This window comes from Paenibacillus sp. Dod16, assembly GCF_049893405.1.
Taxonomy (GTDB): Bacteria; Bacillota; Bacilli; order Paenibacillales; family Paenibacillaceae; genus Paenibacillus_AQ.
This window is the reverse complement of sequence record NZ_JBNDYG010000015.1, coordinates 86,928-111,391: the sequence shown is the minus strand read 5'-3', so window position 1 is coordinate 111,391 and position 24,464 is coordinate 86,928. Positions and strand designations below refer to the sequence as shown.

General features: G+C 51.9%; 18 protein-coding genes. 15 read left to right on the top strand and 3 right to left on the bottom strand.

The window, feature by feature from the left end; genetic code table 11:
* Positions 1 to 11 precede the first annotated feature (11 nt).
* From ACPV3A_RS13380 to ACPV3A_RS13320, 13 genes are all read left to right on the top strand, one after another.
* Positions 12 to 2,315: a Sip1-related alpha-galactosidase gene (locus tag ACPV3A_RS13380; protein WP_426199934.1), complete on the top strand. Its 2,304-nt coding sequence runs from the start codon at positions 12 to 14 to the stop codon at positions 2,313 to 2,315.
* A 164-nt stretch (positions 2,316 to 2,479) separates the two neighbouring features.
* Entirely contained in the window at positions 2,480 to 3,481 is a 1,002-nt protein-coding gene (locus ACPV3A_RS13375) for a LacI family DNA-binding transcriptional regulator (protein ID WP_426199933.1), read from the top strand.
* Between the two features lie 15 nt (positions 3,482 to 3,496).
* The gene (locus ACPV3A_RS13370) at positions 3,497 to 4,369 is read left to right on the top strand and encodes a carbohydrate ABC transporter permease (protein ID WP_426199932.1); all 873 of its coding nucleotides are present in this window, start codon (positions 3,497 to 3,499) and stop codon (positions 4,367 to 4,369) included.
* A 15-nt stretch (positions 4,370 to 4,384) separates the two neighbouring features.
* Positions 4,385 to 5,236, top strand: coding sequence for a carbohydrate ABC transporter permease (locus tag ACPV3A_RS13365; protein ID WP_071220177.1), 852 nt, complete (start codon positions 4,385 to 4,387; stop codon positions 5,234 to 5,236).
* Between the two features lie 125 nt (positions 5,237 to 5,361).
* A complete protein-coding gene (locus ACPV3A_RS13360) occupies positions 5,362 to 6,657 on the top strand; it encodes an ABC transporter substrate-binding protein (protein ID WP_426199931.1) in 1,296 nt (431 codons plus the stop codon).
* Between the two features lie 145 nt (positions 6,658 to 6,802).
* A complete protein-coding gene (locus ACPV3A_RS13355) occupies positions 6,803 to 8,053 on the top strand; it encodes an amidohydrolase family protein (protein ID WP_426199930.1) in 1,251 nt (416 codons plus the stop codon).
* Positions 8,054 to 8,110: 57 nt separating this feature from the next.
* A complete protein-coding gene (locus tag ACPV3A_RS13350) occupies positions 8,111 to 10,141 on the top strand; it encodes a hypothetical protein (protein WP_426199929.1) in 2,031 nt (676 codons plus the stop codon).
* A 44-nt stretch (positions 10,142 to 10,185) separates the two neighbouring features.
* Positions 10,186 to 13,449, top strand: coding sequence for an FAD-dependent oxidoreductase (locus ACPV3A_RS13345; protein ID WP_426199928.1), 3,264 nt, complete (start codon positions 10,186 to 10,188; stop codon positions 13,447 to 13,449).
* Positions 13,450 to 13,501: 52 nt separating this feature from the next.
* Positions 13,502 to 14,869, top strand: coding sequence for a sedoheptulokinase (locus ACPV3A_RS13340; protein ID WP_426199927.1), 1,368 nt, complete (start codon positions 13,502 to 13,504; stop codon positions 14,867 to 14,869).
* A gap of 276 nt (positions 14,870 to 15,145) precedes the next feature.
* Positions 15,146 to 16,036, top strand: a complete 891-nt coding sequence (locus ACPV3A_RS13335) for an ATP-binding cassette domain-containing protein (RefSeq protein WP_426199926.1) — start codon at positions 15,146 to 15,148, stop codon at positions 16,034 to 16,036.
* The gene (locus ACPV3A_RS13330) at positions 16,036 to 16,764 is read left to right on the top strand and encodes a hypothetical protein (RefSeq protein ID WP_426199925.1); all 729 of its coding nucleotides are present in this window, start codon (positions 16,036 to 16,038) and stop codon (positions 16,762 to 16,764) included. Before ACPV3A_RS13335 ends, ACPV3A_RS13330 begins: the two co-directional genes overlap by 1 nt.
* A 79-nt stretch (positions 16,765 to 16,843) precedes the next feature.
* Complete coding sequence (locus ACPV3A_RS13325; protein ID WP_071220184.1) at positions 16,844 to 17,308, top strand: hypothetical protein; 465 nt, start codon at positions 16,844 to 16,846, stop codon at positions 17,306 to 17,308.
* Between the two features lie 67 nt (positions 17,309 to 17,375).
* Positions 17,376 to 18,311: a protease complex subunit PrcB family protein gene (locus ACPV3A_RS13320; protein WP_426199924.1), complete on the top strand. Its 936-nt coding sequence runs from the start codon at positions 17,376 to 17,378 to the stop codon at positions 18,309 to 18,311.
* A gap of 121 nt (positions 18,312 to 18,432) precedes the next feature.
* On the opposite strand, the gene ACPV3A_RS13315 is transcribed toward ACPV3A_RS13320, so the two are convergent.
* Both ACPV3A_RS13315 and ACPV3A_RS13310 read right to left on the bottom strand, forming a co-directional pair.
* Positions 18,433 to 20,538: an ABC transporter ATP-binding protein gene (locus ACPV3A_RS13315; protein ID WP_426199923.1), complete on the bottom strand. Its 2,106-nt coding sequence runs from the start codon at positions 20,536 to 20,538 to the stop codon at positions 18,433 to 18,435.
* Positions 20,539 to 22,296 carry an ABC transporter ATP-binding protein gene (locus ACPV3A_RS13310; protein ID WP_194544869.1) on the bottom strand — a complete coding sequence of 586 codons (1,758 nt, stop codon included), beginning with the start codon at positions 22,294 to 22,296 and terminating at the stop codon, positions 20,539 to 20,541.
* 584 nt (positions 22,297 to 22,880) lie between these two features.
* Here ACPV3A_RS13310 and ACPV3A_RS13305 point away from each other — a divergent pair.
* Together ACPV3A_RS13305 and ACPV3A_RS13300 are read left to right on the top strand one after the other, a co-directional pair.
* Positions 22,881 to 23,186, top strand: a complete 306-nt coding sequence (locus tag ACPV3A_RS13305) for a HesB/YadR/YfhF family protein (RefSeq protein WP_100537990.1) — start codon at positions 22,881 to 22,883, stop codon at positions 23,184 to 23,186.
* Positions 23,187 to 23,232: 46 nt separating this feature from the next.
* On the top strand, positions 23,233 to 23,682 hold the full coding sequence (locus ACPV3A_RS13300; RefSeq protein WP_113058703.1) for an NUDIX domain-containing protein: 450 nt from the start codon (positions 23,233 to 23,235) through the stop codon (positions 23,680 to 23,682).
* A 142-nt stretch (positions 23,683 to 23,824) separates the two neighbouring features.
* On the opposite strand, the gene ACPV3A_RS13295 is transcribed toward ACPV3A_RS13300, so the two are convergent.
* Positions 23,825 to 24,337 carry an ADP-heptose synthase gene (locus ACPV3A_RS13295; RefSeq protein ID WP_113058704.1) on the bottom strand — a complete coding sequence of 171 codons (513 nt, stop codon included), beginning with the start codon at positions 24,335 to 24,337 and terminating at the stop codon, positions 23,825 to 23,827.
* Positions 24,338 to 24,464: the final 127 nt, after the last annotated feature.

The following is a 24,464-nucleotide window of genomic DNA, read 5'->3' as shown; positions in this document are numbered from 1 at the left end:
GAATATCGGAAATGTCCGCAACCTACACGAATGTAACCAGGCAAGAGCTGCCTCAGCGCAGGCATGTGCTCGATCTGATCCATCAAATGGCGGTTTCCGTCCATGACTATGAACGAGGAATGATTCCCTTGGAGCTCATCGGCGTTCAAGAAATCGGATTCGATCATGACGCTGGGGCGCACAGAGAAGGGAATATACCGGTAACGGTTACGAAAGACACAAGCGTCTCGGAAAAGAGCGTACAGGACGAGACGGGATCGAATTATACTGCCACGAACCATTCGGGAGCCGCTGACGCAATATGTTGCAACACGGATGGCGGCAGGCTGGACGGTTATCTTCTCTATGCTTATCGCAGTGCCGATGGAACCGCCTCGGCGGATATTCGAATCGTGATAAAGGAAAAGAGCGTGCTGGCCTATGTGGATGCCAAGCTGGCGAATGAGAGCCTGTTTGGCAAACAAAGCTATTTCAAACCGGAAGCGGCCGTCACTATAAACTTTGGCCATCCCGTTCATGAGGGGTATATGGCGAATTACCGGCATAAGGACTGGTGGACACGTCCGCATTTCGGACCGGGATGGGATACGCTGCCTCGGCGTACCCAGTCGCTGGTGTGGAGAACGGCCCCGGACCAGTACCTGTATCTGCTTCCGGTCTGCGATGACCGATGCCGAACGGATCTGCAAGGGGATGACAGCGGGCTTCAAGCCGTAGTATCGCCTTTGATCCTCGGTCATGATTCCATCAAAGCGCTGGCGTTTTCGCTATCGTGGGGAAGGGAGCCTTACGAGGTTGCAGAGAAGGCTTCGTCAGAAAGCCTTCATGCGTTGAACCGGGAGCATCGTAAAGGGAAGGCATACCCGCCGTTGATGGAGTATATCGGTTTTTGCTCCTGGGATGCCTTCTACCATGAGGTTCATGCGGGCGGAATACTGGAGAAGGCCGAGGAGCTGAAGCTCCTGAAGCTGCCGGTCAGGTGGTTCATGATTGATGATGGCTGGCTCGATGTGTCGGAGATGCGGCTCCAGTCGCTGAAGCCGGACGGGAATAAGTTCCCGGAAGGTTTTCTGCCGGTTACGCGTCAGCTCAAAGAAGATTATGGCGTGGACTGGGTCGGAGTATGGCATACCATTGCCGGATACTGGGGCGGCATTTCCCAAGGAAGCGACTTGGCGGCGCGGTACGGGGAGTTCCTGCACGAAACTCGGAATGGGAGGCTAATTCCATCTCCGGAACAAAGCAAGGGCTTCGGGTTCTGGGATGTTTGGCACCGGGAGCTTAAGGAACAGGGCATCGATTTCGTCAAGGTTGATGGCCAAAATTCCATTACGAACATGACCATGTACAACATGACGGCCGGCGAAGCAGCGGCAGGAGCCCATGAGGCTTTGGAGGCTTCGGTGTATCAACATTTTGACGGGAACATCATGAATTGCATGGGCATGGGTTCGGAGAACGTATGGCACCGACCCGTCTCTTCCATGTCCCGGAACAGTGACGACTTTGTGCCGCAGGAGGCAGGCAGCTTTAAGGAGCATGCGCTTCAGAACGTATACAATTCCTATTATCATGGACAGTTCTACTGGGGAGATTGGGACATGTTCTGGACATCGCATGTGGATGCGCTGCAGAGCGCCGTGCTCAGGGCAATCAGCGGCGGACCGGTCTATTTCAGCGATCCCGTCGGTACCACCGACCCGGCTCGGGTATGGCCCATGATCTATCGGGATGGCCGGATCGCGAGAGGAGACCTGCCGGCCCAGCCGACAGTGGATTGCCTGTTCCGCAACCCGAACACGGAGCCGATTCCGTTAAAGGTATGGAACCGGGTCGGACCATCGGGCGTCATCGCCGCTTTTAACATCACGCTGGATGACGCGATCGTGAAGGGCACCGTCCGTCCAAGCGATGTACCGGGCCTTAAGGGCGAAGCTTTTGTACTGTTTGAACCGCTTACGCGGAAGGTGCGCACGCTCCAAAGAGGAGAGGAACTGAGCCTGCATTTACAGCCGGGTGAGGTTGCGGTTTACAACGTGATCCCGGTTCGGAAATTCTGCACGCCTATCGGATTGACGGATAAATTTCTATCCGCTCACGCTGTGCTGCAGATTGAAGAGCATCCTCAGAAAACGGCGGTTCGCTTGGTTGAAGGGGGCATTTTTGGGTTTGCTGCGGACCCTGCCCGCTCCGTTAAGGCTATAGTCAATGGCTTGGAAGCCAGGGTGGTTCGGAGCGGGGAGCTGTGTGAGATTGATTGCTGCGAAATAGAGGGAGAGCCTGTCATCGAGATTTTCCATGAGTTCAAGGTTTAAGGCCGAATGCGCTTTGGAGAGGTCGCGGTTGCTATCTGGCAGCCAGGACGGATCAGTTAGAAAACGGCCTTTCCTCGGCGATTCCCGTTTTGGGAACGTTCCCAAAAATTTGCTGTTGCATGAGTCTGTTCAGCCATCACTTAGAAGAAGGAGCGTTTATCGCTATGGTTCCTACCATTCATGACGTGGCCAAACTGGCGAATACCTCCAAGAGTACGGTATCCCGCTACTTAAACGGCCAAAAGGTTAAGAAAACGACGCAGGCTGCACTCGACAGGGCGATACGGGAACTGAATTTTCACCGCAACGCCCACGCCCGCCGTTTGGTAACCAGCAAGACGTTCACGATCGGCATCGCCATCGACGACATCTCCAACGTGTTTTACTCCGGGATGATCAAGGGGATCGAGGACGCCGTCAAAAAAGAAGGCTATAACTGCATCTATTACAGCTGGACATCGAATTTCAACCGGGAAATATCGTTTCTGGATCTGCTGTATGAAGGTCAGATTGACGGGTTGATTCTCGTCAGCTTCAGGCGCAGGCAAGAGGAAGAACTGCAGAAGATCCGGGAGTCTGTGCTGCCGGTGGTGCTTATCGGCGACCGCGGCGAGAAGGACGGCATCTTCTCCGTCGACGTCGATAATGCGTTCGGCGTGTCCGAGCTGGTTGCTTACCTGCATTCGATCGGACATCGGAACATGGCTTATATTACCGGACCCGATCATGCAGCTGCCAGCAAATACAGACTGAAGGGATACATCGACACGCATGGGGCGTTGGGAATTCCGTACCGCCCGGAATGGGTGGTGACATCTGATTGGAGCAATCAGGGAGGGTACGAGGCGATGCTGGAGATCAACGGTCTTGAGGGGATTACCGCCGTTCTCGCCTCCAATGACGAGACGGCCGTCGGCGCCATGCGAGCCATCCAGGAAAGCGGCCGCAGCGTGCCGGAGCATATGTCGATTGTCGGATTTGACGACATCTCCATCGCGCAGTGGGTTTATCCGGCCTTGACGACGGTTCGCCAGCCATTTTTTGAAATCGGTAACAAGGCGGCGGCCGGCCTGTTCGATAAAATTCACGGCAGGCCGCATGCGGAGAGCGCAAGTCATTTATTAAGACCGAAGCTTATTATTCGGAATTCCTGTGCGAACACGTAAAGGGAGGCACGCCCGGTGAAGACGAAAATCAATAAATCGAATTACGGCTACCTGTTTATTTCACCTTTTTTTATTGGATTCACTATTTTTGGTCTGGTGCCGATTTTATACACCTTGTATCTCAGCTTCACGAAATGGGATGGCTTTGACGACCCCGTGTTTCTGGGCATTGCCAATTATGAGCGGATCCTCCAGGACAGTTTCTTTTATCAGGCGATCGGAAACACGCTTATCATCTGGCTGATGTCGATCATACCGCAGCTGACAATTGCGCTTATATTGGCCATGATCCTGAACGAGAAGTTCATTCGCGGCAAGCATTTTTTCCGCGCGGTCTATTTCTTTCCCCACATCATTACGCCGGTTACGCTCGGCGTCATGTTCAGTCTGATGTTCGACTGGCAGACGGGAAGCATCAACAAAATCATCATGGCGATGGGCTTGGTGGATGATCCGGTCAACTGGTTCAACCATCCTTGGCTCGCCAGGATGATTGTCGCCGGCGTCATCTGCTGGCAATATTTCGGTTACAACATGATCGTATTCATCGCAGGTCTTCAATCCATTCCGTCCGAGGTGTACGAGGCTGCGGAAGTGGATGGGGCGACGAAGTTCCAAACGGCGCTTCGTATCACGTTCCCGATGCTGCGTCCGGTCTTTCTGTTCACGCTCATTACGTCGGTGATCGGCGGCCTGCAGCTGTTCGATGCGCCGCTGATGCTCGGATCGGGCCCAGGCAACGCGACCCGGACCATGGCGATGTATCTGTACGAAACAGCTTTCCTGAACTTCGATTACAGCTACGGGGCAACGATTGCCTACGCGATCTTCATCGTGATTATGCTGTTCTCGCTGATTACGGCTCGGGCTGCGAGACTGAAGGACTAGGGGGTGCCAGAACTTATGAGAGCTGCAGCGGTTAAACAAAACAACGTCAAGATGATTTTGGGGCGAACGGTGCTCTACCTTTTTCTGCTTGTGATCGCCCTGACCTGTCTCATTCCTTTTTACAGCATGATCATGACCTCGACGCATGCCAATTCGGATATAGCCAGAAGGTTGCTGGTCGTACCGGGAGACCAGTTTCTAGTCAATTATGAGCGGCTGATCGATACGGTCCACATTTGGCGCGGGTTTGCCAATTCGATCATCATTTCCGTAGTATCCACGGCCATTGGCTTATATTTTGCCGCTCTGGGCGGCTACGGATTTGCCAAGTACAACTTCAAGCATAAGAACATTCTCTTCGTGGCCGTACTGGGAACGATGATGATTCCGGGACAGCTTGGCATCATCGGCTTCTACAAGCTGATGGATACGTTCAATATGCTGAATACGTACTGGCCGTTGATCTTGCCTTCCATTTCAAGCGCATTCGGCATCTTTTTCCTGCGTCAGATCGCGGACTCTTCGGTGCCGACGGAGATTATGGAATCGGGCCGGATCGACGGCTACGGGGAACTGAGAATTTTCCACCGCCTCGTCATTCCGTTGATGATCCCGGGCATTGCCACGCTCGGCATTCTGAATTTCATCGGCAGCTGGAACGAATTCCTGACCCCGATGATCATTTTGTTCGATAATCAGCTGCAAACGCTTCCGGTGATGATTGCCAGCGTCAAATCCCAGTTCACTTCCGACTTTGGCGCGCAGTACGTCGGCGTTGTCATCTCAACCATACCGATTCTGATCGTATTTTCGATCATGTCGAAGAAAGTAATCAGCGAAATCGCGGCGGGAGCAGTCAAGGGGTGACGGCCGCAAGGAGTCTGAAAGGAGGGATGCCCTGGCCTGCTTGTCGCTTCTTTATAGAAATCATTTCGGATGGGTTTAATCGACGTTTGTCTAGAAACGAATGAAATGTATAGGGGGAGATTGTTTTGAAAAGGAACAAGTTAATCGGCATGCTGCTGTCCGCCATCCTGTTAACCGGACTGCTCGCCGGATGCTCCGGCGGCAGCGAAGCAAGTCAGGGAGGATCATCTCCGGCCAAGAACGAGAACGGGGAGCTTCAAGGCAAACTGGTGATATGGACATTCTTTGATCAAGTGCAGGACATGGCGGACCAGTTCGAGGCGAAACATCCGGGAGTGACCGTCGAGGTGAAGATGTTCCCGGGTGATCAGTATCAGACGAAGCTGCTGACGGCGCTGCAGACCGGCAAGGATACGCCGGATATCTTCGATTTGGAGCGGGGATACATCGGCAAATTCATCGATTCCAAATTCACGACGGACTTATCGGCGATGGGCATTGATGAGCTTGTCAAAGATAATATTCCATACGTAACGGAGCTCGGAAGAGGGGTGGACGGCAAAATCCGCGCGGTATCGGATCATTCGTCACCGGGCGGATTCTGGTATCTGCGCGAGACGGCACAGGAATACCTTGGTACTGACGATCCTGACGAAATCAGCGGGATGGTCGACAGCTGGGACAAAATCATCCAGCTTGGAAAGCAGGTCTATGAGGCTAGCGGTGGCAAGGTTCACCTGATCGCAAACGCCGGAGACGTATTTGATATCGCTGCCTATAATCTGGAACCATGGGTGAAGGACAACAAGCTGAACGTGGATCCACAGTGGCAGGAATACTATGAGATTCAGAAGGAGATTCGTCAGAACAACGTGGACGCTAAGCTGCCGTTCATGTCGGCGGGATGGGGGAATGCCTTGAATGACGGCAGTGTCGTGCTGACTTCCATGCCGGCATGGGCGGGCTTTATGGTGGATAACAAGGATGGCAAGGCCGAAGGGAAATATGGGGTAGCCAAGACGCCGTTAGGCTTCTACAGCGGAGGCACTTACCGCAGCATATATTCCAAATCCGAGAATCAGGAGCTGTCCTTTGAATTTATCAAATACATCGCTGGACCGGAGTGGCAGCAGCACAATCTGGAGAAGACGGGAAATATGCCGGCTTCCGGCAAAGTATACGAAGACAACCTGGAACAATTCAAATCCCCGCTGTTCGGTGATCAGAACATACTGGCTCCGTACTATGAAACGGTTAAGCAAATGCCGGGACATACCGCAGACAAGTATGGCGAGGAAATTCTGAGCAAGTGGAGAAAGGTTGCCGGTGAAGGGGTCACCAACAATCGGAGCTATGACGAAGTATTGGCCGATTTTATAAAGGAAGTAAAGAATTCTTTCCCTGAACTGCAAATCGATTAAGCACGTCACATATCACATCTGCGGTTGATGGGAGAGGGAAGGCTGTTTCCTTCGCGAGGCAGCCTTTTCCTGTCTTTTTACGTGAAGGATAGACTTTGGAAATGTAGGAAGAAGACATTGTATAGAGTGGAAGGAGACACCTTGGATGAACAGCTTGCAGGAATATGTGCAACAAATCCGTATTATTGACGGGCATGAGCATTTGGCTACGCCGGCCATTAGAAAAAAGGAGAATACCGGTATCTTCGGCTTGCTTCATTACCTGGACTCGGATCTGATTACGGCCGGCATGCCACGGGATATTTTAAGCCCAAGAAGCAAAACCAGCGACGAGGAGAAAGCTGCCGCCTTCCTGACATATTGGGACCGTACGAGTAATACGACGTATGCCCGGATGTTGAAGACCGCCTTAGAGGATCTGTACGGATTCAGGGATTGGAGCGTACAGGGCATCCTGGAATTGGACGGGAAGGTGAAAGCCGCCTCTGCCAACGATGATTGGTACCGCAAAGCGCTGAACGAGCAATCAGGGATCGACGTGGCGTTTACGCTGATTCAGACAACCGAGATGAACACCGAGCTGCTGAGGCCGATCATGTTCCTGGACTTTGCCTTTAAACTGCGAACATTAAAGGATATTCAGGCGGTGGAGCGTTCCGCTGCCGTTACCGTGCATACCTTGGAGGATTACTTGAATGCGGTGGATTCCTTGCTATATAGATACGTTCAGGAAGGGATGGTTGCCACGAAGCTGGGACATGCGTACTGGCGCAGCCTGGCTTGCGGCAAACCGACTCGATATGAGGCGGAACAAGCTTTTAACCGAATGATGGTCGGGTCGCTGGATGAGCCGCTGAGTCAAACGGATTGTTTGCCTCTTCAGGATTACCTGATCCATTTCATCGTCCGTCGGTCCATTGCCTATGAATTGCCGATTCAGATCCATACCGGCCATCACGAGACCAGCGTCTCCGGCAACGGGAATATCATTACGAATTCCAGGGTGACCGGCCTGCTGCCGCTGCTGCTTGAATACCCGGAAGCCAAGTTTGTGCTTTTGCATTGCGGTCTTCCATACCAGAATGAATATTTGAGTTTAGCGAAAAATTTCCCGAACGTTTATGCGGATTTCACCTGGGTTTACATTATATCGCCGACGGCGGCCAAGCAAATCTTAAGCCAGATGATCGAAATGGTGCCGGGCACCAAAATTCAGGGCTTCGGCGGTGACTACAATTTCGTTGAAGGCACTTATGCCCATCAGAAGCTGGCACGGCAGATTGCCGCGGATGTTCTCCAAGAGAAGGTCCGTGAAGGCTCGCTAAACGAACGGGAAGCGATGACGTTTGCGGATCGAATATTCCGCGATAATCTGATAGAGCTTTATCGACTCTAGCGGCTCTTCCCCGGCTGGATGATGGAATTATAACGATGATGGAGGCGATACGCATAAATGGAATGGACGACGCAGAATAGAAACGGTGGGACGGAGCTTCATATTCTTGGGATCGGACAGGCGGGKTCAGCCTGTTCCATGCGTTTTGCCGCGCTGTTAAGTTTGCTGGACGATTCCGGTCATGCCGTGGATATTCCCGTTGACCGTGTGATTCCGACGAAGGACGGGTTTCAGGTTGAAGGTAAGCATGAAGATTTCGAGATTGTAAGCCGCTGGGTATTGATTCACGATATCACTTCCTATTACGACGTCCATCTGGAGATGTATTATACAGGCAGTGTTGAGAAGGAGGCCGGACTTCGAATTGGCTGCGATCTCCTCGGCGGAGGCAAACCTGACTGGATGATTCCCGGCGCCTTTTATAAGGAGAACCGATTTGAGCATAACTTCCGAAAATACCCCAGGTATGATTATCACGGCGGAAAGGCTGCGGAGATGGTATCGGATCATTGGTCATTTCGGAGCGACAGGGCGGCGCTGCCTGCCGTGTTCGCTTGGAATGACGGCATGTGCGGGGCGCTCTGCACGGACGAAGTCTCGTCGATCGGACTCAGTGGACTCGGCTTCAGAGGGAACTCTGAAGGGACCCAGATTTGGCTCGATTTCCCTTACCGTGAAGAGCCGGTCACCTTCGTCGGAGAGCCGGTTCCGGATCCGGCGGATGTAAACATGCATTCCTTCAAACCAGGCGAGCAGATCCGATTGAAGTTCAAGCTGTATGCTGGAGCGTCGGACCCGCACGCCTACGATCCGTTTGTACGTCAGATGTACAAACTGCATCAGGAGGCCCATACGTTGAATCCATGGATCAGTTTGAAGGAAGCGGGCGAATTGACCGCACATGGCCTGTATACGTGGCATTATCGCGAAGAATACGGAATCTTGAACGAAACGGCGGCATTTGACCGGGAATTTAACAACAACGTCAAGCAGCAGGGAGACAGACCCCATATGCATGTCGGATGGGTCAGTGGCGCGCCTTATGCTTATGCATTGCTTGCCTATGGGCGAAAACATGGCATATCTAGATATATTCAGGCCGCGCATTCGGTGCTTTCCAAGGTTGCCTCGGGGATTGCGCCAAACGGTACGTTCTGGGCATCCTGGATAGTCGGCAAAGGCTGGACTACCGGATGGAATCCGAAATCGGACTGGCTGCAGGCGCGTACGATCGCCGAAGCGACGTTGTTCATGATCCGGGCACTGGTCTTGGAGCAATCCTATGGAGATCAGCACAAGGATTGGGAACAAGCGGTTCTGTCCAATCTGGATTTTGCTGAAGCGCACCAACGGGAAGACGGCAATTTCGGCTCGTATTACCACTGCGAGAGTGGTCGGGTTGAGGAATGGGACGGCGCAGGAGGGATGCTGTGGATCGCCGCACTGCTCGAAGGAGCCCAGCTGTTCGGAAACAGCGATTATAAGGAAGCCGCCGTCGCAGGCGGAGCTTATTATGAGAGCTTCATCATCAATGAATATATTTACGGCGCGCCGGAAGACGTGCATCTGACCCCTACGTCGGAGGATGCTTACAATGCAGTGGTCTCCTACGTTCTTTTGTATGAGCACGACAAGCAGGACAAATGGCTGGACTTGGCAAAAAGCGCCGCGGATTGGATGATGACCTTTCGTTGGACGTACAATCTCGATTTTCCCAAGTTTTCGTTTCTGGGTCAGTATGATTTCAAGTCCCGGGGCGCGGACCAGGCGTCAACCTCGAATCAGCACCTGCATAATTACGGATTGTTCTGCGTTCCGGAGATGCTCAGGCTATGGAGGTACAGCGGCGATGATTATTACAAGGACCGGACGAGAGATCATATTGCCTGCTTCCTTCAGTTCGTGGCCAGGGAAGACGGTGATTTTAACGCCTATAAAGGGATGGTTACCGAGCGGTTTTACAACACGAATTGTTTCCAGCCCAAAGGCATGATGCTGACGCTATCCCATGCCTGGTGCGTGGGACTTGTATTGTATGCTTCACAAGAAGCGATGGCATACGCGGCCGATCTGGATCTGCCGTTGTGAAGCATCTGTCTGACCAAGACATGATAACTAGGGGGAAGAGCGTGATGAACGTGTTCATGAATGCGGAAACCTTGCCTGTTCTAGGCAGGAGTGATGTGGTTGTCATCGGCGGGAGTTTTGCGGGCATCGCTGCGGCAATCCGTCTGGCAAAGGGGGGCAAGCAGGTCGTATTAATCGAGTCCCGAACGTACCTGGGAACGGAAATGACAGCCAAGCTGATGCCTTGGATCGAGCTTAACGGGGCTACGGATTCTGCATTACCCGAACTCATTGAAGCTGTGATGGCTCAGCAGAATATGGGAGCGCTGCTCCATGAAAGCTATACGGGCAGCATCAGGGAGGGGCAGGGGCTGGATGATCAGGCAGCAAGCATTTCTTGTATTCCTATGCACCCAGACCGATTAAAACGGGGCCTGGAGGATATTCTTCTTGAGCGTGGAATTGAGTTTGTATATTCCTCCATCCCGATTGCGCTGCATCATGAACATGGCCGCCTGAACGGCATCGTGGTCGCCAACAAGTCAGGCCGGCAGGTGATACGCGCCGAATGCATCGTGGATGCCACCGAGACGGCCATCACGGCTGCGCTGATGGGAGAACCGCTTGCCCGGTTTCCTCATGGATCGTCGGCATGTTATTATAGAACCTTGGAATTTACAGGAGCCGTGGATGTGCAGTCAGGTGAGATGAGAATACCGGAAGAGCTAGGCCTCCTGGGTAACACGATCCGTGTTCGCTTCGGCTGCCGGGGAGAGGGCCATGTTTACGTTACGTTCGGTCTGTCGCTCCAGAGCGGCAACACGATGAAAGCGGACCGCGACAGGGAAGTGTCCGCACGATTCATCGGCATGAAAGTGGCTTCGTATTTGACGAAGCAGGTACCGGGTTTTGGCAAAGCCGTATTAAGCTTTGCTTCCCATGAATTATCTGGTCCTTATGCTTTCGGTCCGGAGGGAGATTTGCACGGATGGGAAGCCACTTCCGACAATGAATCCATGCAAGGCCCTTGGCCCGGCCTCCTGTGCTTGTACAGGGATGTCTATGTGAACGGAAATGCCCACTTGTTGAATCCCGTAAGCGCAGCTGCATTAGGAGAGGCGGCGGCTCTCTTGCTGCTGGAAGGAGAAACGCTCGCCCTTGGAAGGACGCTGCAAGAAGCCGAAACGGTTATCACCGAAAGCGGGGCTGATCCGGAAAGAGCTTGGATCAACCGGTCGGCCAATTCCGAAGAGGGTGAAAAGAACGATTATGAAATATCGTCCATTTCCTCTTTTCGGGAGGAATGGGCAGGAGAAGAAGCGGAGGTTGCAGGCATGGGGCTGCCTGTGCTCAAAAAGGCAAACGTGCTGGTCGTCGGAGGAGGCTCCAGCGGGGCAAGTGCTTCCATAACGGCTGGCTTTGAAGGTATGGATACCGTTTTGGTGGAGCTTAATCCCGGTCTCGGAGGAACGGGAACCTACGGCGGGGTGGACAGCTACTGGTTTGGTCGCCGGGGCGGCTATGCGGCACGAATTCATGAAGCCGTTCAACAGGTACAGTCTTCCATCGGGTATAGGGGCCATAAATGGAATATCGAAGCCAAGGCATTTGCGCTGCTGCAGCTGACGGAGGAAGCGGGAACGGATGCCCTGTTCAATTGCACGACCTGGGGTACGGTGAAGCAAGGGAACCGGATATGCGGAATTGCAGCCGCCACGCGCTGGGGACCTGTTGTACTGTTGGCTGACGTCGTGATCGATGCCTCGGGCGACGGGGATGCAGCCGCTTTTGCCGGCGCGGAATATGTGTACGGCTCCAGCAAGGATCACACCGTGATGTGGTATTCCTTGTCCCAATACAAGGCGCCTTCCAAACTGCAGAACAATTTCACCAGCATGGTCGATGTATCCAGCATTCTCGACTATACCCGAGCTATCCTGGCCGGGCGGCGAAGGGGCGAAGAATGTCATGATCATGGCATCTACGTAGCGACAAGGGAGAGCCGGCATATCGTGGGCGATGCCGTGATGCAGCTTCCAGATCAGCTGCTGCACCGGCGTTGGCCAGACGTTATTAATGTTCATTTCAGCAACCATGACATAAAAGGGGTAAGCGGCGCGGATTGGGTCAACATCGGATTGATCCCTCCGAACCTGGAGATCGAGATCCCGTACCGTATGCTGCTGCCGAAAGGGCTGGACGGCATTCTGGTTGCAGGCAAGGCGGTTTCGGCGACGCATGATGCTCTGCCTGCCATACGCATGCAGTCCGATCTGGAGAATCTGGGCGCCGTTTGCGCGCTGGCAGCTGTACAAGCGGTTGGCTGTTGCCGGTCGCCAAGAGAGATCGACATCAAGCTGCTGCAACAACGTCTTGGCAAAGAGGGGCTCATACCGGAAGACGCCGTTACCCGAAAGCTCTCCCCCTACAGGTACACGGATGAAGAATTGACCCAGCTCGTGGACTCCATCGAAGGTGATGTGCCGCTCTATGAATATTCGAATATGCGAATGAACGAAATCTATCGGGGCCGCCTGCCGTTTGTCGAGATATGCTCGCTCGGACAGCGGATCATTCCCTATCTGGAATCGGCCTTGACGAAGGCGTCCGAGCGCAAGAAAATCGTGCTCGCTCAGGCTCTGTCCATGCTGGGTGCAAGGTCGGGAGTCCAGGTGCTGATTGATGCGATTACGAAAGAACTCCAAGGCGGCCGGCTGCCGCTGCGTACGGCAGAGATCATGTATGTGCAGCTGCCTCCGGACCACGGAGCAATGCCCGAAGCCGCCAATTGGTTATACTCCCTAGCCGCAGCAAGGGATCCTCGCAGCTTGACGGTATGGCAGCGGGTTGCCGGGTTGCTGCATCCCGGTGAGGAGGATTTCAAGGATACCCTGCAGGGAATCTACTATTATATTGATGCGATATGCCAAGGAGCCGAACGGTTGGGGTCAAGGGATGCCGTCCCGGTGTTGTTAAAGCTCCATAACATCCCCGAGCTGCGGGGACAATCCTGTAAAAGGGGAGCGCAGCCCGATTACTTTTTGGAGAGGCGCTCGATGCTGGAGCTGGCGATTGGAAGGGCTCTGGCCCGATCGGGAAGCATGGCAGGATATGAAATTCTGATCGATTACCTGGATGACAGCCGGTCGCTGTTAGGGAGAAGCGCTCTTCTTGAGCTGCACAGACTCAGCGGCAAACGATATGGGAAGATGGCGAAGGTATGGCTGGAATGGCTGCACCGGCAGGAGAGTCGTCTGACGCCGCAGCCGCTCGCGATATTGCTGGATATCGAGTGTAACAGCGAAGACATGCTGCGATGCATCGACTAGCGCGCGTGGTCATTGGATTAAGCAGGAATACTTTGAAGTAGGAGTTATGCCGATGAAATATATTGGTTTGGATATCGGAACAACGAGCATTTGCGGTGTGGTATTCGATGCCGGTCTTGGCGAAATATTGTCCACCGCAGCTGAAACCAACCGGGCCGCACGAGACGGGGCTTACCCGTGGGAACGGCTTCAAGATCCCGAGGCGATTTGGCTGCAGGCAGAAGCGGTAATGAGACAGCTGCAGCTGGAGCATCCGGATATTAGCGGCATTGGCGTAACGGGCCAAATGCATGGCATCCTATACCTGGATGAGCTTGGCAGTGCGGTCAGTCCCCTGTACACATGGCAGGATCAACGCGGAGCGGAGCGCCTTACACAACAGACTTACGCCGAGCGGCTGTCCGAACTCACAGGATATACGCTGTCAACGGGGTACGGGGTTGTAACGCATTTTTTCAACTGGATGAATCATCTAATCCCGTCGTCTGCATGCCGTGTCTGCACGATTCCTGATTATATCGTAATAAAGCTGACCGGTCGTCAAAATCCGTTGATGGATCCGACGCATGCAGCGGGGATCGGCTGCTATTCGTTGCAAAAACAAGACTTTGATGCTGAAGCGATGGAGCAAGCAGGGATAAATCGTAGCTGGTTTCCTTCCGTTCGGGCTTCGGGTACGATGGCTGGATCAACGTCCGGCGGAATTCCGGTGTTTGTATCGCTGGGTGATAACCAGGCCAGCTTCCTGGGCAGCGTAAAAGACATTCACCGCACGGTGCTGCTGAATATCGGAACCGGGGGGCAGCTTTCGATCCATGAACCGATGAATGGCCCCGATGTCCCGGAAGGGTTGGAAGCCAGACCGTTTCCCGGAGGCGGCAGGCTGCTTGTAGGCTCCTCCCTTTGCGGCGGAAAAGCTTATGCGATCTTGGAGCAGTTTTTTCGGAAAGTTATCGTCTCCTATACCGGCGAGCCTGTGTCCGCGGGGCAGGTCTACGCCTGGATGGAGCGACTGGCAGCCGAAGATAGCGCATGTGGTGGCGACAGCCTGTCCGTGAATACGCAATTTCTCGGTACAAGGCAAGAACCCGATCGGCGGGGTCAGATTGGCGGCATTTCTGTGGATAACTTTCTCCCCGAATTGTTGGTTGTTGGCTTCCTCCGGGGTATGGTGGAGGAGCTGCATGCGTATTTTGAGCGACTGCCGAGAACTATTCGTCATAACGTCACTTCTCTGGTTGGAGCCGGCAATGCCATCCGCAGCAACGATAGGTTAAGGGACGAAGCAGCCAGGCAGTTTGGTCTTCCCATGCATGTACCGACTCATTCCGAGGAGGGCGCGGTAGGCGCTGCGCTAACTGCGGCCGTCGGATCAGGGGAGGTTGACTCGTTTGAAACTGCGGGTCAACGGCTGGGTTGATTCATTAATTAATAACGCATCGGGCGGCCGGCAGCATATATTGAAGGCTGGTTGAACATGAAGAGCGACATGATACAAAGGCGGCCCGCGGGGCCGCCTTTGCATTTTATTATGGGATTCGAATCACGAAGGAGTCCTTGAAAGCAGATGTGGGCCATGATAATGTCATGTGAGGTACAAATCCGTTGTACGCTGAGCTTGAGATGTTGTGTTTACAGGTAAAATAGCACTACAATACATACAAACACCAGAATATGTGAACAGGAGTTGAAGTGTTTGCAGGAGCTGCTGGAATTGAACGGAGTACATAAGCGTTTCGGCAAGTATGCCGTCCTGCATGATATCACCTGGAGCATCTCCCGCGCTGAGTGCGTTGCGATAACAGGAAGCAATGGCGCGGGAAAGAGCACCATGCTGCATGTGATAGCAGGGCTTGCTAATCCGTCGGTAGGGTCACGGATCGAACATGGAACATCGCTGCGTGTCGGCTATGTACCGGAACGTTTTCCTGCGCTGCGGTTTCGCCCTTCCGAATATTTGCGCCACATGGCTGGCATTCAGGGCATGGACAAACAAGAAGCAGCGAAGCGGATCGATGCCATGCTGAATGTGTTTCGATTGCAGGACATGAAGATGACGCTATGCTCCAAGGGGATGCTGCAAAAGGTCAATATCATGCAGGCCCTGCTTCGTCAGCCCGATTTATTGGTTCTGGATGAACCTCTGTCGGGATTGGATGAGCCCTCTCAAATGGAGATGATCGGCATTCTAAGTGAAATCAAAAGACAAGGAACAGCGATCGTGATGTCTGTTCACGAGCCGCTGCTTATTGCTTCGCTGGCCGACCGGGAGACGCAACTCCGCGAGGGGCGGATCGAGCGGGACGGCATGCTGGAAACCGATACGGAGATGGGACGGATGAAGCTGGAATTCACGCATGTTACTCAAGACAAAATGCTGGAACTGGAACGCCGTTCAGGGTTCCATTATTGGATATCGAGAGGTAATCCTGCATCGATGGTAGTCTCGCGGCAGCTCGCGGATGAAATGCTGCTGGATATTCTACAGTCAGGCGGATCGCTGACACGGCTGGAGCCTTGGAGCATGGAGAAGGCAGAGCAAGTGCAGCCTAACCTTGGTCAATCCATGGAAGGGGAGGGAGCATAATGGGATCATTGATTCATTACATGCTTGCCAGTTATACGAGATCCTATCGGTATTTCGCGCCGATTGCCTTTATACTGATATCGGTAGTGTTTATCTACTCTTACCGGCCTAACCCCATCATGGACAGCTATGCCGTAACGGCTGCATTTCTGTTTGTCGGCTCCGCTTGGCTTGGTTTGAACTTTCTCAATCATGATCAAGGGCGTCAAACGATGCTCCTGATTGTTCATAGCGGGAAGGCCATACGATATTATGCCGCCCAGTATTTAACCGTAACGCTTCTATCTATCCTGTTCAGCTTATTTGCTGTCCTTTACCCGATCGTGTTTGGAATGTTTGATAAGCCGATTACATTATCCCAGTTTGTTTTGGGTTATCTGGGACATGCTGCATTGTCCTTGCTCGGCATTTCAATTTCGGTATTTTTTCAGTTTGGCTTTATGGAGCATCAGGGAAGAGCGGCTGGTTTGCTGTTAATCGTTATCGTTATTTCCTTAGCCGGACAATCCATCGTTCAGGATGATCTTGCTTATTTGAGAATGATTCCTTATGTGCTGCCTCCCGTCTCTGTAATGATCGATATGCTCATTCATGCTGACGAGCGTTCCCGGGCCATGTTATACATGACCCTTACATATACGTTCATATACAGCTTCATTTTGCTGGCTGTTTATCTATGGACGGCATGCCGCAAGGATGCGGCAACCATGATCCGAAAAGTAGGTTGAAGTAGGAGGTATCTTCCTTTACCATAGGGATATACACAAATAGAAACGGTAAAGACAGCCAATACTAGAGGAGGATACCATGAAACAATCTCGACTGATGGACAGCGACCACTCCAAAGAGCTGTTTGCCTATTTCGGATTAGCGGTGTATTATTCACAGGCGCTTGAGCAGCAGCTGGCGAATCTGTTGATGCTGATCAAGCTTTCCCAGGGGAATGTGCCTTCAGAAGAAGATTTCACCCAATTATATCAGCGGAAATTAAGCAGCTCTCTGGGCCAATTGGTACACGAGATCCAGCATTACTTTCCATTCTCCGAAGAAGAAACACTTCAATTAAAAGAGGTCTGGAAGCAGCGCAACTATATCGTTCATGATTATTTCAAAGAGCGGATTCATGAGACATTCAGCCCGGCCGGCCGATCCCGAATGATTCGGGAGCTGACCGCTTTTAAGGACCAGGCCCAAGCGCTGGAGCAGAAGCTGCAGGGCTATTCCCGCGAAATGTATGTGAAGCTTGGCCTGGACAGCGAAAAAAGCGTGTAAAAGAAATTAGGGCTGAGATGAAACATATTCCAGCACCTCTGCGTCAGAAAGAATAGGAGGTGTAATTATGAAAAAAACTACGAAATTGTTAACTGCAATGCTTGTCACTTCGTCATTGCTCGGTGCCGGCGCCGCCTCTGCGTTCCATGATGTTCAAGAGGGGAAGCCTTTGCAAATGGTGAAGGAGCTGCAAGCGAAAGGTATAATCCAAGGGGTTAGCGCCGACAAATTCGCTCCGGCCAAAACAATAACGACCGCCCAAGCGGTACAGATGATTGTGAATGTCGCGGACCTGAAGGTACAACCGAACTTTACGGGCCGTTCGTTTGACAGTGTGCCGAAGGATGCCTGGTTTGCTGATGCTGTGAATATAGCGGCTCAGAACGGATTGTCCGTATCCGCAGACATGAAATGGAATGAGCCGATAACGCGTGAAGGGTTCGCGACATTGCTTTCGGAAGCGATTCAGAAGACCGGGAATTATCCCGTGGTTATGATGTATTTGCATGTAGCCGACGAGGATCTGATGAAAGAGGAGAGCCGGGGAGCGGTGCAGTTCCTGCTGTTAACCAAGATCGCTGAGCTCGACGCTAACGCCAAGTTCCATCCAACGAAGAATTTAACGCGAATAGAAGCGGCAGAGCTTGCGTACAATTCGATCCGATTCATTGAGGAGCATCAGAAGAACATGATACCCCAGGAGCCGGGACAATCTGAACCGGATGTAAGTACAAAAGTTGTTAAGGTGGATGAATCGCAGAACAAAGTTACGGTAACCAAGGAAGACCTGCCGAATCCGGGGTACGGCATTAAAATTACGTCGGTCGACTATGTTAGCGATACCGAAGCCGTGATCCACTACAAAGTTCTTCAACCCGATCCGGACAAAATGTACCCGCAAGTCATCTCGAAATCTTCCGATGACGTGCTCGTGCCTTCCAAGTACACCAAAATCACGGTCAAAGCAGAAGGTACAGAAGGTGCTCTTGATTCGACAAAGTAATACTTGCAATATACTGCCAGCATACCATGTTAAAAAGAAGGCTGTTCCCAAGCGAATGTTACATTCGACAGGGGACAGCCTTCTTGTTTAATCCTACATTGATATAACGCAGCTGGAACTACTACACATGGCCACCGGCCAGCTTGCTGGTGGAGGTGGCAAGCACCGTTTCCTTAGTCTCTGGAATCGAAGCCGTGCTGCCCTGCTGGAGCTGGTACATTTTAAAGTACCTTCCACCCAGGGCCATCAACTCGTCATGGGAACCCTGCTCCACAATTTCTCCACGGTGAAGGACCAAAATCTGATCGGCGCTGCGAATCGTGGATAAGCGGTGAGCGATGATAAAGGTCGTGCGCCCACGCTTCAGTACCTCCAGAGCTTCCTGGATTAAGGCTTCCGTCTCTGTATCGATGTTAGCGGTGGCTTCGTCGAGAATCAGTATGGCCGGGTTGAACGCCAAAGCACGGGCAAAGGAGATTAACTGGCGCTGTCCGGCGGACAGCGTGCTGCCTTTCTCGAGTACTGGCTCATCAAAGCCTTGCGGAAGATGAGCGAGCAGCCGGTCGGCCCCTACGTCGCGAAGCGCCTGCTCCACCTGTTCCCGCGTGATCCCAGGATCACCGAGGCTGACATTCGAAGCAATCGTGCCGGTGAACAGGTACGGGTCTTGCAGCACGATGCCCATATGCTTGCGGAGCCATTGCTTCGGAATATCGGTAACGGGCTGCCCATCAATGGTAATCGTGCCTTTCTGCGGGTCATAGAAACGGAACAACAGATTGATGATGGAGCTTTTGCCGGAGCCGGTATGACCGACAAGCGCCACGGTTTGGCCCTGCTTCGCTTCAAATGTAATGTCTTTTAGCACATAGTCCTTCTTGTATGCGAAGGAGACATTCTGAAACTCCACATTTCCTAAATATCGCGGCATGCTGCCGTCCGTTACTTTTTCGCCCGTTTCATCCATCAGCTCGAATACCCGTTTGGCCGAGACGATGGAGGTATCGAGCGCGGCCAGCTGGTTGACCATGCCCGTAATCGGCTGGAACATGCGGCCAAGCAGATCAACGAAGGCGTAGAGGACGCCGATCGATACGATGCCGGCACCGTTCAATGATGCCGAACCGAAATACCAAAGAACGACTACAAAGGATACGTTACGCAGCACATTTACCAGATTGTGCGTGGTGAAGGAGTTCAGATTGAGCATTTTGTTCTGATGGGCCATATAGTCCGCATTCAGGGACTCGAATTCTTCTTGGGTCGCTTTTTGGCGGCGGAATACACGAATGATGGCCATGCCCTGAATGGATTCATTAATGATGGCGTTGATCTCGCTTAGCCGGGAGCGGATGACCGTATTGTATTTGGTTGCGAATTTACGGTACAGGATGGTCCATACAATCAGCATTGGAATAACAAACAAACTGATTAAACCCAATCTAACATCCAGAAGGAACAAGGCAACATAGACACCCGTGATATATACGGCACCAGAGCTGAAGTTGGATAAAACCGCAACAAACAGGTCCTTTACCGCTTCGGTATCATTGGTTACCCGGGAAACGACTTTGCCCGCCGGTAAATTATCAAAGAAGTTGACGGGCAGCCGCTGAATATGGGCATATACATCGGTACGCAGCTTCTGAATGACCCGGTTGGCTGCCGATTGCAGCCAGTAGGTTCTGCCGAATACCGTAATCATGGAGATCAGTAGACAGATCAGGAACAGGCCGACGAGCTTGTAAATGCTGGGCAGCTCGGGTTTATAAAATTCAAACAGCTGTTCTTTGGTTAATTTGACGGCCGGATATTGCAATTCTTCCGAGGCATAGGAGATCGTCAATACACCATCCTGGAAGGAACGGTTTCCTTCCGTTCGGGTTACCGGCTCATCAATGAAATAGAAGCTGCGGCCAGCCTGAACGAGGCGTACTTCCTGTCCTCGTGTTTCTCCTTCTTGAAAGCGATCCTCACGTTTATAATAGGTTCCATTATAGGATGCAGCACCTTGGGCTTGTGTCGTCTCATAATAGGGACGCTCGATGCCCAGAATATGCTCGTCGATCATCGTTTTTGCGATGAAGGGCCCAGCAAGCTCTGCGGCAACACCGATGGCCAGCAGAATCAAGGCGGTAATGAAGGTGCCCTTGGCCGTTAAGGCATAGCGGAACAGCCGTTTGGCAATTCCGGATTCATTCGAGATGGTTGTATCGTTTGGAGTCAATTAAGACACCTCCTCGGAGGTCAGATTGTTTTCTACCTGCTGGCGTTCGAATTGCTCACGGTACCAGCCGCCGAGCTCCAGCAGTTCATCGTGGGTTCCCTGCTCCGTAATTCGACCGTCCTCCAGCACCACGATGATATCGGCATGCTGAACGGCCGAGAGTCGGTGCGTGGAGATCAGCGTCGTTTTGCCGGCGCGTTTGCTCCGGATATTATCGATGATTCTGGCTTCCGTCCGGGCATCCACAGCGGACAAGGAATCGTCCAAAATTAAGATGTCAGGGTCGCTGATAAAAGCTCGGGCCAGTGAGACCCTTTGTTTTTGTCCGCCGGATAACGCCACCCCTTTTTCGCCGACAATGGTATCTAGGCCATCGGACAGGGTAACCAGATCGCGGTCAAAAGCGGCAGTTGTAATGGCATCCATAATGAGCTCGTCGCTGGCATCCTTTTTGCCGAATTGGATGTTCTGGCGCACCGTCTTGGAGAACAAAATCTGCTCCTGGGGAACGTATCCGATCCAGCTGTGGAGCTGGTCGGTCGCCAGCATCTCCATGGGGATGTCGGAAATGAGGATTTCGCCGGTTCCGGTAGGGTACTCATGAAGAAGCTGTTTCAGCAGCGTCGATTTGCCGCTGCCCGTGCGTCCTACGACGCCGAGCGTCTGGCCTTTTTCCAGTGTAAAGTTAATATTTTTCAAATTATCTATCGTAGAGGTCGGGTAACGGAAAGTGACATCCTTGAATTGAATTGTATCCGGAACCTTCACGTCTACAGGGCTCGCGGCGTCGGTAACATCCGGCGGGGTCTTTAAGGTTTCGTTGACCCGATCCAGTGAAGCGTTTCCGCGCTGCATAATGTTGATCAATTCCCCGATGGCGAACATCGGCCAAATCATCATCCCGAGGTACATGTTGAACGATACGAGATCTCCGAGTGTGATTTGATTCTGGAACACGAGGTACACGCCGTAGGCTAAACCGATGACGTAACTGAGACCAATGGAGAAATTGATGGTCGGTTCGAATAAGGCGTCTACTTTTGCTACCGCCAGATTTTTACGATATACATCATCCGTAATGTCCTGGAATCGCTGCTGATCGGCGCGTTCTTGTACATATGCGCGGACGACGCGCACACCGGCTACCGACTCCAGAACCTGATCGTTCATGTCACCGAAGGCATCCTGCGCCAGTGTGTAGCGCTTATGAATGGCTCTTCCGTAGATGACCATGCCAATGGCAATGATCGGCATGGGCAGTATAGCGGCCAGCGTCAGCTGCCAGCTGACAATGAAGCCCATGGCGAAGAGGACGACAATCAAGTATATGGTGGAGTCGGTCATGACGAGCATCCCGAAGCCGGCAGTTGCTGCCACGGAGCGAAGATCATTCGTGGCTTTTGCCATGAGGTCTCCGGTACGGTTTCGTTCGAAAAACGGCGGAAGCATCCGCAGCAAATGGTTCATGTACCGGGTACGGAGCAGGCGTTCCACGAGGTTCGCTCCTCCGAATAAACGGTGCATCCATATGTAAGTGGCGCAGTATACGACAGCAACGATGCCGAGAATCATGAGCAGATATTGAACGAGGGAAGCCCACGTTATGGAACTGCTGACGATATCGTCAATGGCGTTTCCGAGCAGAAGCGGCGGCAGTAGCTCAACCAGTCCGCAAAAGATGAGAAGCGCAAGGCCGATCAAGTAACGCTTTTTTTCTTGCTTGAAAAACCAGCCTAAATTTTTAAGTACGGCAAACACATTATCCCTTCCTCTCGTAGGTCGTTCTGGCATCATATCATCCGCAAAAACCAAAAAAAGCACATCATCCGACGACGGACGATATGCTTCATTAATTTTGAACTTATCATACGCACGGTGATCCTGACTTCCGTGCAACGGTTAGCAGCTTCGTTCAGATCATTCTGGCAACGAATGAACGAGGCTTGATGATGATGAGACAGCACCATTGGGGAGTCGATCCATATTTAATTGTAGGAAATGATGATCAAGATGATCTTGATCCATTGCAAACAGTTTCAACATGTCACTCACCCTTTCTTCGTAATTTACATTTTATTCAAATCGATCTCGTATGGACTGAATTTTATCACCATGAACTGGAATGTGTCAAACTTATTTTTCAGGATCATTCGCAAGATATTCGATAGCGAAGGTAGGTTAGAACCTTATGTCACTATTTTATTATCAAAATGATTTGTATCCTAACGCACGTATGCGTTATGATAATATTGCAACTAAATATGGATACCGTCCCTAAGATCTCCGGTCTGCTAATAGATAGGGGTCAACATATTATGACGTCTAAGGAGGGTGTACGACACATGCAAATTCAAGTCAGCGATCAGGCGGCACGTTGGTACAAGAAGGAACTTGACCTTCAGGCAGGCACGTTCGTTCGCTTCTTTCCACGATATAGCTCAGGCGGAGGCCTCCATCCCGGCTTTTCGCTCGGTATTTCGGTAGAAGAACCAAGAGAAGCGGGACTGACGGAGCGTTCCGAAGAGGTAACATTCTTTATGGAAGAACAGGATCTGTGGTATTTGAAGGGATATACGCTACGCGTGAAATATGAGGAATCCTTGGATGACATTTCGTATATTTATGAAGAAGAGGGCGCGGTAAATTAACCTGATGAGAGACTGCAGCGCCATCTAGGGAAAGGAGGTTCCCAAGATGAGCGTATATCACCGTGATATTCGCCAATACATCGGCAAACGTTCGGTGGTTCGTGTGAAAGCGGCGGTGCTTGTGCTGAACGATAATGGAGAGATTCTGCTCCTGAAGCGGCAGAACAAGGACGAGTGGGGACTTCCCATCGGAACCCTGAAGCCCGGCGAAGCTCTTGAAGACACAGCGTCCAGAGAGCTGTGGGAGGAGAGCGGCCTGACAGCGGATGATATGCGACTCTTGGATCTTGTATCTGGTCCGGAGTATATGAAGAAGCAAATTGGTGGAGATGAAGTGTATTATGTGATAGGTGTGTATGAGGCAACCGGTCTGCACAGTGCCATTCATTTGTCCCCTAATACGGAAGTATCTCTTAAATATTTTGATTTTCAAGCATTGCCCGCAATGGATGCGATCACGGTCCGCTTGCTGGACAAGATTAAAAAGAACAGCTGAGGCTTAGTTAGTGGTGGCAGTTTTATACGCTTTAAATTCCCCGCATGGGGAATTTTTTTCGGTCAACATGAGGAGTCCCTGCCCCATTCAAACCGGGGGGAAGGGACTCCTTTTGCCATGCGAAGGTGTGCACATATGTTCATTATGGCTGCCCGGACAGCGGGACCTCCAATGCAAAGTCAAAATCGTCGATATCATATACCTGAACGGGAAGAGCGCTTTCGACGATACGCTGAATCAATTCGTATTGATCAGTCAGTATGGGAGCCTCGGCTCTTTGGGATGCCAGCAGCAGTTCAGTTTCAACGGGATCAAAGGATTCCCCATAAGGTGCGGTGTCCATGGTGTTCATGACCGAGACCCGAGTAGTTTCACTAACGGGAATGGTAGGGCTCTTGGACCAGGGAACCTGCAGGGCACGCTCAATTTTCTTTTTGTTCAGCGGCTCTTCAAAATAGGAAATCAATTCGCCGATCTTTATCTTGACGTGCTGGTCATCAGCACTGCTATTCATGAGATGTTCTTCGGTGGTATGAAGCTCATATAATTCCAAAATGGTTGTGTACGGAATGATATACTCGACGGGTTTCGGTGGTACTAACAGCTGACCGTAAATAGCCAGCATGACGGCCTCCGTCACGAAAATTCTGGTCATGACTAAATCCTCCTGCAAGACATGATACAATTCATAAGTTTAGAACTAATAAAGCATTGAAGTTCATAAATGTCAACTGCTCTTCGCCTAACAACCGCGTGGATTCTACTTAACAATAACGTCCATC

Excerpts from the sequence above, each read along its gene's own strand:
- ACPV3A_RS13375 (WP_426199933.1), top strand. The coding sequence starts at position 2,480 with ATGGTTCCTACCATTCATGACGTGGCCAAACTGGCGAATACCTCCAAG.
- ACPV3A_RS13355 (WP_426199930.1), top strand. The coding sequence starts at position 6,803 with ATGAACAGCTTGCAGGAATATGTGCAACAAATCCGTATTATTGACGGG.
- ACPV3A_RS13340 (WP_426199927.1), top strand. The coding sequence starts at position 13,502 with ATGAAATATATTGGTTTGGATATCGGAACAACGAGCATTTGCGGTGTG.
- ACPV3A_RS13325 (WP_071220184.1), top strand. The coding sequence starts at position 16,844 with ATGAAACAATCTCGACTGATGGACAGCGACCACTCCAAAGAGCTGTTT.
- ACPV3A_RS13380 (WP_426199934.1), top strand. The coding sequence starts at position 12 with ATGTCCGCAACCTACACGAATGTAACCAGGCAAGAGCTGCCTCAGCGC.
- ACPV3A_RS13295 (WP_113058704.1), bottom strand. The coding sequence starts at position 24,337 with ATGACCAGAATTTTCGTGACGGAGGCCGTCATGCTGGCTATTTACGGT.
- ACPV3A_RS13345 (WP_426199928.1), top strand. The coding sequence starts at position 10,186 with ATGAACGTGTTCATGAATGCGGAAACCTTGCCTGTTCTAGGCAGGAGT.
- ACPV3A_RS13300 (WP_113058703.1), top strand. The coding sequence starts at position 23,233 with ATGAGCGTATATCACCGTGATATTCGCCAATACATCGGCAAACGTTCG.
- ACPV3A_RS13320 (WP_426199924.1), top strand. The coding sequence starts at position 17,376 with ATGAAAAAAACTACGAAATTGTTAACTGCAATGCTTGTCACTTCGTCA.
- ACPV3A_RS13365 (WP_071220177.1), top strand. The coding sequence starts at position 4,385 with ATGAGAGCTGCAGCGGTTAAACAAAACAACGTCAAGATGATTTTGGGG.
- ACPV3A_RS13305 (WP_100537990.1), top strand. The coding sequence starts at position 22,881 with ATGCAAATTCAAGTCAGCGATCAGGCGGCACGTTGGTACAAGAAGGAA.
- ACPV3A_RS13330 (WP_426199925.1), top strand. The coding sequence starts at position 16,036 with ATGGGATCATTGATTCATTACATGCTTGCCAGTTATACGAGATCCTAT.